The sequence below is a fragment of the Candidatus Enterococcus myersii genome (genome assembly GCF_017316025.1).
In the GTDB taxonomy this organism is placed as follows: Bacteria; Bacillota; Bacilli; order Lactobacillales; family Enterococcaceae; genus Enterococcus_C; species Enterococcus_C montenegrensis.
In genome coordinates, this window is the sequence record NZ_JAFLVT010000018.1 from 21,343 (window position 1) to 35,131 (window position 13,789).

At 35.2% G+C, this 13,789-nt stretch carries 15 protein-coding genes and 1 tRNA gene; 7 read left to right on the plus strand and 9 right to left on the minus strand.

Annotated features, from left to right (window positions below; all coding sequences use genetic code 11):
* Positions 1 to 73 precede the first annotated feature (73 nt).
* From JZO76_RS11590 to JZO76_RS11605, 4 genes are all read right to left on the minus strand, one after another.
* Positions 74 to 550, minus strand: coding sequence for a pyridoxamine 5'-phosphate oxidase family protein (locus tag JZO76_RS11590; protein ID WP_206904614.1), 477 nt, complete (start codon positions 548 to 550; stop codon positions 74 to 76).
* Positions 551 to 730: 180 nt separating this feature from the next.
* Complete coding sequence (locus JZO76_RS11595; protein ID WP_206904617.1) at positions 731 to 1,219, minus strand: hypothetical protein; 489 nt, start codon at positions 1,217 to 1,219, stop codon at positions 731 to 733.
* A 435-nt stretch (positions 1,220 to 1,654) separates the two neighbouring features.
* Positions 1,655 to 1,742: transfer RNA gene (locus tag JZO76_RS11600), tRNA-Ser, on the minus strand.
* A gap of 183 nt (positions 1,743 to 1,925) precedes the next feature.
* Positions 1,926 to 2,504: a TetR/AcrR family transcriptional regulator gene (locus JZO76_RS11605; RefSeq protein ID WP_206904619.1), complete on the minus strand. Its 579-nt coding sequence runs from the start codon at positions 2,502 to 2,504 to the stop codon at positions 1,926 to 1,928.
* A gap of 406 nt (positions 2,505 to 2,910) precedes the next feature.
* Between JZO76_RS11605 and JZO76_RS11610 the strand changes: the two genes are divergently transcribed.
* Together JZO76_RS11610 and JZO76_RS11615 are read left to right on the plus strand one after the other, a co-directional pair.
* Positions 2,911 to 3,666: a threonine/serine exporter family protein gene (locus JZO76_RS11610; RefSeq protein ID WP_206904622.1), complete on the plus strand. Its 756-nt coding sequence runs from the start codon at positions 2,911 to 2,913 to the stop codon at positions 3,664 to 3,666.
* Positions 3,663 to 4,112, plus strand: coding sequence for a threonine/serine exporter family protein (locus JZO76_RS11615; protein WP_206904624.1), 450 nt, complete (start codon positions 3,663 to 3,665; stop codon positions 4,110 to 4,112). The genes JZO76_RS11610 and JZO76_RS11615 overlap by 4 nt, the downstream gene beginning before the upstream one ends.
* A gap of 116 nt (positions 4,113 to 4,228) precedes the next feature.
* Here the strand turns inward: JZO76_RS11615 and JZO76_RS11620 are convergent, their stop codons facing one another.
* On the minus strand, positions 4,229 to 4,660 hold the full coding sequence (locus tag JZO76_RS11620) for a universal stress protein (RefSeq protein ID WP_206904627.1): 432 nt from the start codon (positions 4,658 to 4,660) through the stop codon (positions 4,229 to 4,231).
* Positions 4,661 to 4,674: 14 nt separating this feature from the next.
* A complete protein-coding gene (locus tag JZO76_RS11625; RefSeq protein WP_206904633.1) occupies positions 4,675 to 6,033 on the minus strand; it encodes an Nramp family divalent metal transporter in 1,359 nt (452 codons plus the stop codon).
* A gap of 305 nt (positions 6,034 to 6,338) precedes the next feature.
* Between JZO76_RS11625 and JZO76_RS11630 the strand changes: the two genes are divergently transcribed.
* Positions 6,339 to 6,935, plus strand: a complete 597-nt coding sequence (locus tag JZO76_RS11630) for a TVP38/TMEM64 family protein (protein ID WP_206904635.1) — start codon at positions 6,339 to 6,341, stop codon at positions 6,933 to 6,935.
* A gap of 124 nt (positions 6,936 to 7,059) precedes the next feature.
* The gene (locus JZO76_RS11635; protein WP_206904638.1) at positions 7,060 to 8,862 is read left to right on the plus strand and encodes a glycerophosphoryl diester phosphodiesterase membrane domain-containing protein; all 1,803 of its coding nucleotides are present in this window, start codon (positions 7,060 to 7,062) and stop codon (positions 8,860 to 8,862) included.
* A 204-nt stretch (positions 8,863 to 9,066) separates the two neighbouring features.
* On the opposite strand, the gene JZO76_RS11640 is transcribed toward JZO76_RS11635, so the two are convergent.
* Positions 9,067 to 9,273 (minus strand): hypothetical protein, encoded by a 207-nt coding sequence (locus JZO76_RS11640; RefSeq protein ID WP_206904641.1) that lies wholly within the window; start codon positions 9,271 to 9,273, stop codon positions 9,067 to 9,069.
* Between the two features lie 501 nt (positions 9,274 to 9,774).
* On the opposite strand from JZO76_RS11640, the gene JZO76_RS11645 reads away from it, so the two are divergent.
* Complete coding sequence (locus JZO76_RS11645; protein ID WP_206904644.1) at positions 9,775 to 10,446, plus strand: MIP/aquaporin family protein; 672 nt, start codon at positions 9,775 to 9,777, stop codon at positions 10,444 to 10,446.
* A 295-nt stretch (positions 10,447 to 10,741) separates the two neighbouring features.
* Positions 10,742 to 11,011 (plus strand): hypothetical protein, encoded by a 270-nt coding sequence (locus tag JZO76_RS11650; RefSeq protein ID WP_016171648.1) that lies wholly within the window; start codon positions 10,742 to 10,744, stop codon positions 11,009 to 11,011.
* A gap of 146 nt (positions 11,012 to 11,157) precedes the next feature.
* On the opposite strand, the gene JZO76_RS11655 is transcribed toward JZO76_RS11650, so the two are convergent.
* A complete protein-coding gene (locus JZO76_RS11655; protein ID WP_206904646.1) occupies positions 11,158 to 11,535 on the minus strand; it encodes a YxeA family protein in 378 nt (125 codons plus the stop codon).
* 470 nt (positions 11,536 to 12,005) lie between these two features.
* Between JZO76_RS11655 and JZO76_RS11660 the strand changes: the two genes are divergently transcribed.
* The gene (locus tag JZO76_RS11660; protein WP_206904649.1) at positions 12,006 to 12,263 is read left to right on the plus strand and encodes a heavy metal-binding domain-containing protein; all 258 of its coding nucleotides are present in this window, start codon (positions 12,006 to 12,008) and stop codon (positions 12,261 to 12,263) included.
* Positions 12,264 to 12,344: 81 nt separating this feature from the next.
* Here the strand turns inward: JZO76_RS11660 and JZO76_RS11665 are convergent, their stop codons facing one another.
* Entirely contained in the window at positions 12,345 to 13,691 is a 1,347-nt protein-coding gene (locus tag JZO76_RS11665) for a glucose-6-phosphate isomerase (RefSeq protein ID WP_206904652.1), read from the minus strand.
* Positions 13,692 to 13,789 lie beyond the last annotated feature (98 nt).

Consider the following 13,789-nt stretch of genomic DNA (forward strand, 5'->3'; position numbering starts at 1 on the left):
TTTTATAAAAAATTAGCCCGCTGTCTTAAAAGCAGCATGTATTTTCTACTACCTTTATTGCTTTTTTCCACACTTATGGCGTGTGGACTTTTGCAGTCATGCTATTGACTTTAATTGCAATCACCGCTGTGGCATTTAGCGCTTTGGTAGGGATTACCACTTCTTTTTTCGGGTCATAATGCGTGATAATTTTTTGTAACGCCGCTCTCTTTTTCTTTTCATCGGTTAAAATCAATGCCTCCCCGGTCCCAATTATGCTTTGGTAGGCATAAGAATAAGATTGTCTTTTTTCATCTATGAGCAGTTGCTGCCCACAATCCATTTCAAAACCAATCTTATTATTTTTAGCCAGCAACGCCAATTTTAGCCCTGTCTTTGCACCATGAATAAAAAGCGTCAAATCATTTTCTCCTGACCATTCATAACCAAAATTAACGGGCACAATATAAGGGTAGTCTGCTTGCGTCATTGCCAAACGTAAAACCAAACATTGGGCCACTATTTGCTTTATTGTTGCTACTTCTGTAACTTCGCGATCTTTTCTACGCATAATTGCCTCCTGTTTTCTTTCTATTATATAGATATCTAACACTTTTAGCGAAATAAAAAAAGACCAAAATGAGTTTGGTTAAAGTTTTATTTTCCCGCCATGCACGGAAAAATGCGTGGGGTATAAAAACTATCACTTCTCATTTAAGTCTTTCATTTCAAATTCACTTCATTTACAACTTCAAATCTCTGCAGCAACAGGTTTTAATTCAAAAATAAATTTGAAATCTCGTTGTTGTATATCACCACTGTATGTCAAATCGTATTCGTGGGCTAAGACGTTAACCGTCTGCCCACCCAAACGAATCACTGCATTTCCCACCAAAGCCAAACTGGTGTACATCTCTTTAGCTATGCCGTGAGCATCATTGTTACGTTTGGCTAACTTCATCAACAGCTCGGCACTATTGCAGTCATCTCCAGATTGCAACACAGAAGTAATCATTTTAGATGCTTTAATAAATGGAAATAATGGCACAACACTAATTAACAACATAAATGCAAGTTTTCCTTTCACCACAATTCTCTCTTCATTTCCTGTAATGGCGTCTTTAAGCTGTTTAAAATCTGAATACTCTGCTTGCGATAGCGGAACATTGGCAAAAGCATTAAAATATCGCAAATCCTCTTTCGTCAAATCCGTTTCTATCTGATTTTCTTTGTGATTCATTTTAATCCCTCCTTAATTACTTTATGCCACTTTTTCTATTTTTATTTTAACACTTTTTTAATCAATCGCAAATAAATTACCAACAACCTTATTTCAAAAAAAGTAAAAATAAAAAAATCGTAAAAAAATTTTACATAAAACAACGAAAAAAAGGAGCAAATAGCGCTCTAATTCCTCATCACAAATAATTAAATAAAAAACAAGCTGCTACACTAAAACTATAATTTCCATCTGATTTGTTATTTTGAAAAACGGTACTAAAAAGCAAGCATATCACAAACACTTTTGGCAAAGCATTTGTTTTAATAAACCACCTTAACACGTTCAAATAAAAGCTTACAAAAGATTATAGTCAGTAAAAAACTATATAAACATATCTTACGACAAAAAACGCTAGGCAAAAGTCAAAATAACTTTTACCTAGCGTAATCTTTAAGGAGAGTACGGGATTTGAACCCGTGCACCGGTGTAAACCGGCTCGCTGGATTTCGAGTCCAGTGCATTACCGCTCTGCCAACTCTCCATGGGCTACTTCTTTTATTTTCGTCAAAATTGAAAAAAAGTCAATTAAGATGTACCTCATAAAAAAACGCGAATTAACTGTCATGAACTACTCCTTTTAAAAACAGCCTGCCTTTGAAAGAAAAAGTATTATGAACAGCTAAGACGCGTCTTTCTTTTATAAGCGTGATTTTTCACTAGTAAACTAGCCTTCCCCATTAAAAATTTTTTCTGGGGCCTCCATTTTCAAAATACCATCAACAGCAGATTGAATTAATTCACCAATTTGTTCTTGAGAAGGGTGAATAATACCAGAAGACATCAAAGAAGCAATTCCTGTCACTGTGATCCAAGTCCCATCATGAAGTGCTTTGATGTACTCGTCAGACAAGTCAGCATATTCTGGGCAATTTGCCACCATATTTTTGAAGTATTCATATGAAAACTCGTGCATCATTTTGCCACCGCCATATTCATCAACAAATAAGGCAACATACAAATTACGATTTTCTTGAGCAAAATTAATGTAATTCAAACCCAAGTCAACAATTTGATTTCCTGTATGCTTAATCGGAAAGACATTTTCTTGTAAATCCCGCATAACTGTTTCAACCAAAGTGTTTTTAAGATCTTGCATATTTTTAAACTCTAAATAAATCGGCTGGGTTGAAATCCCCATTTTTTTAGCAATGTTACGGGCTGTAAACTTACTGAAGCCATCTTTTGAAATAACTTCATAAGCGGCTTTCAATATTTGATCTTTTGTATAAACCTTACGACGCATAGAAAGTCACCTCTCCTTTATAATAACATTTATCATCCATAAGTTTATTGTAAACAAAAATAGAATTTTTGGGAAATGATATACCTCAAAAATAGTTATCTATCTTAAAGAAAAAAATTCGTACGATAACGAGAGATACCAAATTAACCAACAGTTCACAATAAATTTATGACATAAAATATCTTAAAAAGATAATAAGACATTTCACAAACTATTACAACCGTTATTTTTATTAAATCTATATTAATTTATTTTAAGCTAAAACAAAAATTTCTCAATTTTCTGATATTTCTTTATCAGTGTTTTTGAATAAAACGGCAAAAAAACTTTTCACCTAATAAAAATTAAAAGCAATTCAAACAACGAAATGATAGAATAGAAGCAACTTTACAAATGAGGTAAACAAATGAAAGAAGAGCTTGTTTTAAGTACCTGTCTTATGGCGGGTAAAATTATGATGGAGAATGGTTCAGAAGTATATCGTGTAGAAGATACGATGAATCGAATCGCAGAAAACGCTGGGATTTCTAACACTGTTAGTTATGTTACGGCAACTGGCCTATTTATGAGTATACGTAATTCTTCTTTTTCTCAATTAGAAGAGGTACATGAACGTTCCATCAACTTAGAAAAAATTGTCGCCGTCAATCATCTTTCCCGCGAATTTGCAGCTAAAAAAATTACTTTAAACGAGTTAAATGCACGACTAAAACGTGTGAACTGTGATACACCGAGTTTTTCTTTACTTTGGCAAGTGCTGGCAGCAGGTTTTGTTAGTTGTACTTTAATGTATATCTTTGGCGGGACATGGCAAGATTTTATCCCGACGTTTTTTATTGGCTGTCTTGGATTTATCGCAGGAATTTATGTAAAAAAATGGTTACAAATGCGTTTTTTAGATATGTTTGTTGCAGCTTTTGTTATTGGTGCGTTGGCTATTTCATGTGTAAAGCTGGGATTAGCCAGCAATGTTGACCACATTATAATCGGAGCGGTAATGCCTTTAGTCCCTGGTGTGGCCATCACGAACTCATTTCGTGACATTTTATCAGGGGATCTGCTAAGCGGGGTTGCTCGGGGGATTGAAGCTTTATTTATTGCGGCTGCTATTGGTGTTGGAATTGCGACCACGCTGCTTTTATTTGGAGGTGGTATCGCATGATCTTATATGGCATTCATTTTTTCTTTAGTTTTATCAGTACTGTAGCTTTTGGTATTATCACCAATATCCCCAAACGTTCCTTATTAGCAACAGGTTTAACCGGTGCCATCGGCTGGATGGTGTATTGGTTATTACGACAAAACGCGCAAGGATTAGGCTTTTCTAACTTTGTCGCTGCCATTGCGATTGGCTGTTTCAGCATCTTTTTTTCACGGCGTCTTAAAATGCCGATGATTATTTTCAACATCCCCAGTTTGGTGCCGCTAGTTCCAGGCGGTCCTGCTTATCAAGCCATTCGTGAATTGGTGTTAGGTGATTCTGCCAAATCGTTAGATAATCTAAAAATTGTCATTATGACTGCCGGTGCGATTGCCGCAGGCTTTATGATAACATCACTCGTTGAAACACTGGTATTTAAATTTAATTCTCCTATCAAAAAAAGGTGAGACAAAAGTTAGTTTACTTTTGTCTCACCTTTTTTATTACGGCTATACCAGCAGACGTGGGCCATTTTATTACAAATAAATGGCGTTTTAATCGTGGTTTTTATCACAACTTTATTTTAGCGAATAATTAAAACTGAACAACTTGCTCCTTTTGCGAGTAAAGCAGCTTGACTTCCTAAAACTAGCGGGGCATGACTTGGTTTACTTTTGGAACCGCAAATTAGTAAGTCTGGTTTTACCGCGGGTAAAACTTTATCTAAAATAACTGTTGCCGGTGTTCCTTCATCGACCACAACCGTTGCCTCTTTTACTCCTTTGGTTAATGCTTGTTTACGGTAGTTTTCCGCTATTGCAATTGTATTTTGCTTATGCAGCGCAATTGTTTCAGGCGTTAGATACTCGTACACATTCAAGCGATTAATTTCGAAAATAGTTGTAATCGTCAATGCTGCTTGATGCTCCATTGCATATGTTAACGCATATTCAAAAGCTTTTTTTGAATCATTCGAATCATCTACTGCTACTAAAATACACTTAAAAGTATTCATTACTCCTCACCTTCCTACCCATTTGCACCTGTTAATGTGCTGTAGATTAAAAACAGATTTAAAACGGTCAAAACAATAGCGATCACCCAAGCTAAAATTTTCATCCATGTTGGGTTAGCAAATCGACCCATGATTTTTTTATCACTCGTATAAATTGTTAATGGAATAATTGAAATCGGTAAGGCAATACTCAAAAAGACTTGCGTATAAAGTAGCAAATCTTCAACTGCAGATTCTCTACCACCATATAAAATGACACAAATAATAACGGGCACAATTGCTAACAAACGTGTTACTACTCGACGCATCCACAATGGCATCTTCAAATTAATGAAACCTTCCATCACAATTTGCCCTGAAAGTGTTCCGGTAATAGTAGAATTTTGACCAGAAGCAAGTAACGCAACAGCAAAGAGCGTACTTAAAAGTGGACTTGCGATATTTCCTACGATACTTGGATCTTTTAAAGCATCATATAAATCAACAAATTTTCCTAAATCACTGTTTGTCCCATAAAATAATGCTCCACCTAATACTAATAATAAGCAGTTGACTACAAAAGCTACAGTCAGCTGAATGTTGGAATCCCAAGTGGTAAATTTAATTGCTCTGGCTTTTTCTTCCTCATCGTTGCGGTCAAATTTACGGGCTTGTGAAATAGAGGAGTGCAAATATAAGTTGTGGGGCATAACAGTTGCGCCGACAATCCCCAATGCCAATAAAAGCATCGATTTATCGGTGGCAATTTTAGGATCTGGAATAAAACCACGTAACACTTCACCGAGCTGCGGTTGTGCTAACGCAACTTCATAGGCAAAAACCATGAAAATAACTGCGATTAAAACTGCAACAATCGCTTCAATCTTTCTAAAACCTAGTTTCGTCAATAATAGCAATAATAAAACATCCAATGTAGTAATTAAAACCCCTATGATTAAAGGTAGACCAAATAATAACTGTAATGCCACCGCACCACCAATTACTTCGGCGATATCCGTTGCCATAATCGCTAATTCAGTAATAATCCATAAAACAAACCCGGTCTTTTTCGATGTGTGTTCCCGTGTTGCTTGGGCTAAGTCGCGTCCGGTAACAATTCCTAATTTTGCTGCCATACTTTGTAACAGCATCGCAATCAAACTCGATAATAAAATGACACTTAACAAAGCATATTTGTATTCTGCACCACCAGCAATTGAAGTAATCCAATTACCAGGATCCATGTAGCCTACAGCTACTAAAGCACCCGGGCCACTATAAGCGAGCAGTGTGCGAAAGAAACTAGCGTTTTTAGGAACCTCAACTGTATTATTGATTTCCTCTAAGCTTGGTCCATTTGCGTATTCAATTAATTTTTCTTTTTTATGACTCATCTCATCACTCTTTTCTATGCAACTCAATTATTTTTTAGGTTAACCGAAACTTTTGACAAACTGAGTGTACACCTATTTTTTTTAGCTGTAAACTAGAAACACATTTAAAAAGCAACAAATAATCTTTAATTTTTATAAATCAGCCTTCAGTAGGATAGCTTTTCTTATTAAAAGCTCTTATAATACAGTTGGTTCAAACTTATTAGCCAACTTACAAATTTGTTTGTTCTTTGTCAGTCAAAACACAGGGCAAATAAAAAAATTCCTTGTATAATATTAGTATATCAAACAAAGGAGATGAGACCATGAGTATCGCTCTTTCTCGCAAAATTATTAATACGATTTCTGTTATAGGCATTTTAGTTTCAATTGCCTTAACGATATATTTTATCAATTTAGGTGTCTTTAAAGATATCAACGCTCTAAGAGGATTAGTCGGTGACTCGATTATTTTAGGTCCGATCATCTTCATTCTCTTACAAATTTTACAAGTTGTCATTCCCATTATCCCCGGCGGTATTTCTAGTGCCGCGGGCGTGTTGATCTTTGGACCTTTTGCTGGTTTTGTTTACAATTATGTGGGCATTTGTATTGGTTCAATCATTATTTTCCTTTTAGGACGCCGTTACGGGAAACCATTTATTTTAAGCATGATCAGTGACAAGACTTATAATAAATATATTGGCTGGTTAGATAATCAAAGCCGCTTTGAAAAATTGTTTGCCCTAGCCATTTTCTTACCTGTTGCGCCTGATGATGCCCTTTGCTTAATGGCTGGTCTTACCAATATCTCAGTTAAAAAATACGTTTGGATTATTTTATTAGCAAAACCACTATCTATTTTCTTATACAGCATGGCTTTAATTTATGGTGGTTCATTTTTGACTGGACTGCTTGGCTAGAAATAAAAATGCCCCACTTAGCTTAACTCTGAGTGGGGCATTTTTATCTGCAATTTAACTTTTACCCGCTCTATTTTCTTTGTTGAAAGTTGTTTTTCCGCTACAATAGAGATAGGTGATGAAGATGAAGTATTTAAAAGAGTCAGTAAAAAATACCTGGGATTTTTTAGTCAAAACAAATGTTTACTTTCGTGATGTCTTATTAATGCATGGCTTCATTTTATTTGTTGTCATTCCCCTTTTAAGCAGCTCAACCAAATTTATTTTAAAACGCGGTGCGATTCATTATTTATCCTATGATAATTTAGGTGAAATTGCGACACAACACCCAGCAGTTACTTTTTTGTTAGTGGTCATCTTGCTGCTGATTTTATTGTTGGTTTTCTTTGAGTTTACCTTTTTACTTTTAAGTGTGTACTTCATTGAGAAAAAGCAACCCGTTTCGTTGAAACAACTGTTACGGATGACGATGATTCAGTTAAAAAAATTGCGGCCTAGCGTTTTTATCTTTTTTCTTTTTTACTTTTTACTAATTTTACCCATCGGTGGTTTGAGCTTTAATTCTGATTTATTAGCACGCATTAAAATTCCTGCTTTTATTATGGATTTTATTTTTACCAACCGTTTGTTAATTATCTCAGGTTTTGTTTTGGGCTATCTTGTTCTTATTTATATCGGTATTCGTTTAATCTTTGCTTTACCAGAGATGATTTTACGTGATCGTCCCTTTAGAGGTGCCTTTAAGGAAAGTTTTTTGATTACAAAACGGCGCTTTTTTGCCATTATTGGTCGTTTTTTATTTATTGGTGGTGCAATTTTACTAATAACCGGGCTTAGCTTTACCATTGTGGTAGGAGCACAAGCCTTGATTGAAGAATTTTTCCCCGACTATGCGTTAATTAGTGCAGTTTTTGCAATGACGTTGCTCCAATTTTTTTTACTTGTCAATTTGGTTTTATCAACGGTTGGAATTTTTTATATTATTATCGATTTTATGAACGACGAAGGCTTCTTGCCAGAAATCCCTAAATGGTTTTATCAAGAATCGTTACCTAATCCGCGCCTTGAAGGAATTAAAAATACCTTACTCATTTTAATTGCAGTCTTTTTTGGAGTTGGTGTTAGCTTGTACAACATGGATTATCTCAATCAAGAAATTACGAAAATTCCACTTACAATTTCCCATCGTGGCGTAGATGATGGCAATGGTGTTCAAAATAGCTTGGCTTCTTTACAAAAAACCAGTCAAAGCCAACATCCTGATTATGTCGAGATGGACGTCCAAATGACAAGTGACCATCAATTTGTTGTTATCCATGACTTTAATTTGAAAAATTTAGGGGGTGTCAATCAAGCACCGGAAAAAATGACCCTTGCTGAAATTCAAAAAGTGACTTTAAAAGAAAATGATCAAACTGCGAAAATCCCTACTTTTGATTCTTATCTGGCGGAAGCAAAACGCCTGAACCAAAAATTATTAGTCGAAATTAAGACGCAACAAAAAGATACTGCGCCAATCGTTCAAGTTTTTTTGAAAAAATATCAAAATGAAATTGTTTCAAACCATCATATGCTGCAAAGTCTATCTTTTTCAATTGTTGAATCCTTGAAAACACAGGTACCTCAACTTACTGTTGGCTATATTTTACCTTTTAACGTGGTAGGACCACCAATTACAAAAGCAGATTTCCTAACGATGGAATATTCGACGATTAATCATAATTTCATTTCCTCTGCTAAAGAAGATGGCAAGAAGGTTTTTGTCTGGACGCCAAATAGTAGTGAGGATATGAGTCGGATGATTTTTTACGAAGTAGATGGCATTATTACTGATCAAATGGCTACGTTAAATCAAACTATTAAAGATGCACAAACTAAAGTCACTTATTCTGATAAGCTATTAAACTTTGTTATCGGAGTTGGTTAAGTAAATAAGCTCAAAATCCGTTTTGAAAAGTTCTATCTTAACCGTACAGATTGCTTTTAAAGCAAAAAAAGGCAGCTGCGCCAAAAGTCAAACTAACTTTGGCGCAGCTGCCTTCTTAATTATGAAATACAGCAGTCATACTGTACTCAATTTTTAAAATGACAATTCCTGTTTTCCTAGTCGTGACTAGAAAGTTGTCATTTATTAGGCTACAACCGCAATATCTCGGATATCTTCATAACGTACCAACAAGCGATTTTGCGCTTCAATCACTTTAGGTCGATCACAACGCTCACATTCTGTAACTGAAATCAAGACTGTATTCGTATATGTATGTTCGACAAAGCCTGCGACTTCGCTCGTTAATCCGACTGGTTTGCATAAGTATGTTTTCCCAACTTCTACTTCCATTAATAACACCTCCCTCACTTAATTTCAGGTATATCATAACAGAAAAAATTAAATTTGAAAACGCTTTTTGTCTATTTTTTTAATTTTTCCCACTCTTTTATTTTCGATATAGACCAAAATGATTTTTTTATCAATTTCACTTCTAATATAATTTATCCTCTTTTTTACTCCATAATGAAAAGCGCAAAATAAAGCTACTTATTCAGATATTAATTTTTCTCAAACCATCTTCCAACTTCCTTTTCCACTTTCAATCAAAACCAATACCAATTTATAAATGAAACAATATTAATAGAGATTATGATAAAAGAAGAATGTTTTTTTCAAAAATTAAATTAGAAAACACTTTTTAAAAAATAACTATCGCTATAAATAAAAACAACACGAAATTTATTTCTTTTAATTTGAACACATCTTCTCTTTTTTGTATATAGGGCCTATCTTTTTACAGCCACCCACTTTATTACTATAATTAATCTTATAGAAAGGAGATGAAAAAATATGGCTTTATTCAGAAAATGCTTTGGTGAATTTATGGGCACTTTCATGTTGGTTTTTGTCGGAACCGCCACTGTTGTTGTTGGTAAAACAGATCCACTTGCGATTGGTTTAGCATTTGGGTTGACGATTACTATTATGGATTTAGCAGTCGGTCACGGTGCGTTGTCAAATGGCTTGTTTAATCCTGCTGTTACCATTGCAATGGCAATTAACAAACGAGTTTCTTGGAAAGATTCAATCTTTTTTATCATTAGTCAATTTGTTGGTGCTATCGTCGCTTCATTCTTTGTCGGTATCTTTGGCAAAGCGTTGAAGGTTCCTGCTGGTTCTTACGGTCAAACAGACTTTAGTGAAATTAGCGCAGGTATGGCATTTGGTGTCGAAACACTAATTACCTTCTTATTTATTTTTGTTATTATTATGGCTACTAGTAAAAAATATGGTAGTGGTGCGTTAGCATCTTTTGCCATCGGTCTTGTCTTGGCACTGTTAATTATTGTTGCCTTAAACTTAACGGGGGGATCTCTAAATCCTGCTCGTAGTTTTGGTCCGGCAATTTTTGCTGGTGGTACTGCTTTAAGTCACTACTGGGTATACTTATGTGCACCGGTTGTCGGTGGCGTATTAGCGGCATTAGTCACACAATTTTTAGGTAGCGAAGAAGAAGCTTAATCTTCCTGCTAAATAAAATACTAAACAGTTCCCATTGGGAGCTGTTTTTTTTATAGTATTATCGCTATCTTTTTTAAAACTACAACAAAAAATTTAACACTTTTTAGCCGAAATGAAGGTTCAGAATTAATTTTTAGCTGCTAATTTTAGCTTGATTTTAGTTTGTCCATTATTAATTTTACATGATACATGTAAGATATTTTTTTACTTGAATTTTTTCTTTGAACTTCTTTCATGCAGGATTGTGCAAAAACCTTTATAATGATGAAAGAACATTTTAGATGAGGTGAAAAAAATGGAAGAATTCGAAGGGCTGCTAGTAAAAACTGTCCTTTTACAAGAACAACCTATGCGCCTATCCTTAATCAAATTGGCTAAAGATGGTGAAATTACCGAAGGAATTATTAAAGATCGCTATCTTTCTAACTATATTTTTCGATTACCTAATAATAAATACACACTAAAAGTCACTGGCAAACGCAACCAACGCAATCAACTGGTTATTAAACATATGCAAATAAAAAATGTCGACGACTACATTAAAGTTATTGGCACGCCAGAATAATTTGAAACGCTCTTTATAAACGTAAAGCTCCCAAGCCTAACATTGCGGCTTTGGGAGCTTTTTTTATTCGTATGATTTAAAACTTCACAAGGATTAAAGTATCCTGTTAGTTAGTATCTACTCGATATTGGCTACTTTACTCAGCATCACTCAATCACAGCCAAGGCTGCTTGCGGAATATCGGTTTTTTTGACTTCTTCATAGGTTTTGACAAAAGCCCCTTTATTTTCCAATTTCAAATAGTGACCTTTTTTTAATTCTGAGATTCCTGAAAATTCAATTGTGCGTTTATTACCTTTTTCATCAGCAGCCACTTGACGATAACGAGCTGTTCCGTATCCATTTACTTCTTCAGGTTGCGTAGTCTTCACATAGACATTCCCCTCTTTAACAAAAGGATTCACACGATCAACTATTTGAGCAAACTCCCCAGAAGCATCATCTGAAAATACTACCGCGCCCCCAATTAACACACCTAAAATTACGGATACGCCTACTACACCTTTGATTAATCGTTTTAACATATATTTGCAACTCCTTTAATTGTTTTTCTTGATGTATTTATCATAACGGGTTACAAGTAGAGAAGTATCGTACTTTAGACTTAGTTTTCCTAACACAATTGTCACCTCTGGGATAACTTTGTAAGATTTAAGGAGGAATTAAGTTTTTTTAGCGATCTTTAGTTTATTCTTTTAGTGGGCGAGTTTTGGTGATTTATTCAAAGGTAACTTGCGACGATAAGTTGTCTTTTTTTGAGAGGCAGGTTTTATTCCTGTCGTCCCCGTTATTTGCTTTTGGCATCACGATTTATTAACATCAAAAGCTGCCGCTAGAATCAAATGCATTCAAGATGACAACCTAAAGAGCTGATCGATAAAATATAAAACACGGTTTGTAAATCAAATGATATTTTTTTCATCTATTTTAGCTACTGATACTTTTTCTTTAATCTGTTACACTAATCAAAAACTTATGTTTGGAGCGATTTAGAATGATTACATCTACCCTTTCGTATTATCCCGGTAAAAAAGTAGTTAAAGATTTGGGCATTGTATACGGTTTTGACGATAAACTACGTCCAGTTCGAGCTGTTGCCGCTGTCTCAACATATCTAGATCAAGCGCTAAAAGATATTGAAAAAAGTGCTGAGATACTGGGAGCAAATGCTGTTTTAGGAATAAGCTTTGCGCTAACCGATAAAGCATTACCAACCGTAATGGGTACAGCAGTTGTTTTAGAAGACGCGTAGTTACTCGTTAATTGCTCAAAAGCTCGTAACCAGACAAAAAAAGACGACTGCATTTTAGCAGCCGTCTTTTTTGTCTTCTGATTATAGACGTTCGTTCAATTCTTTTGATAATTCTTCAAAGCCAGGTTTTCCAAGGAGTGCGAACATGTTTTTCTTGTAGGCTTCTACTCCGGGTTGGTCAAATGGATTAACACCATTTAAGTAACCTGAAATACCAACAGCGATTTCAAAGAAGTACATTAAATAGCCTAATGTGTATGCATCCATTTCTGGAATTTTTACTAATAAGTTTGGCACATCACCATCTGTATGGGCTAATAAAACACCTTCAAAGGCTTTTGTATTCACAAATTCAACTTCTTTACCTTGCAAGTAGCCTAATCCGTCTAAATCTTCTTTTGTTACGGGGATTTTCACTGATTTACGCGGTTTTTCAACTTTAACTACCGTTTCAAAAATATTGCGGCGTCCTTCTTGAATGTATTGCCCTAATGAGTGTAGATCAGTTGAGAAGTTAGCACTAGAAGGATAAATACCTTTTTGGTCTTTCCCTTCAGATTCGCCGAATAACTGTTTCCACCATTCAGAGAAATATTGCATACCTGGTTCGTAGTTAATTAGTAATTCAGTGACTTTACCTTTACGGTACAAAATATTACGCATAGCGGCATATTGATAAGCTTCGTTTTCTTCTAATTTATCCGAAGCATAATCGTTAGACGCATCTGCTGCACCTTGCATTAAAGCGTCGATGTCGGCGCCACTAGCAGCAATTGGTAATAAGCCAACCGCAGTTAAAACAGAAAAACGTCCGCCAACATCATCTGGAATTACAAAAGATTCCCAGCCTTCCGCATCAGCTTCAACTTTAACCGCACCTTTTTCTTTATCTGTTGTAGCGTAAATACGTTTGTTTGCTTCGTCTTGACCGTATTTATTAATTAATAATTCTTTGAAAACACGAAATGCAATAGCTGGTTCTGTTGTCGTCCCAGATTTTGAGATAACGTTAACTGAGAAATCACGATCGCCAATAACTTCAATTAAATCAGCCAAGTAAGTTGAAGAAATTGAATTGCCGGCAAAGAAAATTTGTGGAGCTGACTTGTCATTTGCATTCATGTAGTTGTAAAATGAGTGATTTAGAAAATCAATGGCAGCACGGGCACCTAGGTATGAACCACCAATCCCAATAACGACTAATACTTCTGAATCAGATTTGATTTTTTCTGCCGCTTTTTTAATGCGAGCAAATTCTTCTTTGTCATATTCTGTTGGCAAGTTAACCCAACCGATGAAATCACTTCCAGCACCAGTGCCGTTACGCAATGCTTCATGGGCTGCAGTGACTTGACTTTGCATGTAGCCCAATTCATGTTCATTCACAAATGGTGCTACTTTTGAATAGTCAAATTTAATATGTGACATTTAAGCTCCTCCTTGAAATGGATAAATTTAATACATGTATTACTTTACGTTTTTTATGCTTTTTTTTCAAGTAACTTACTGTAAGAAAAGCGCAACAA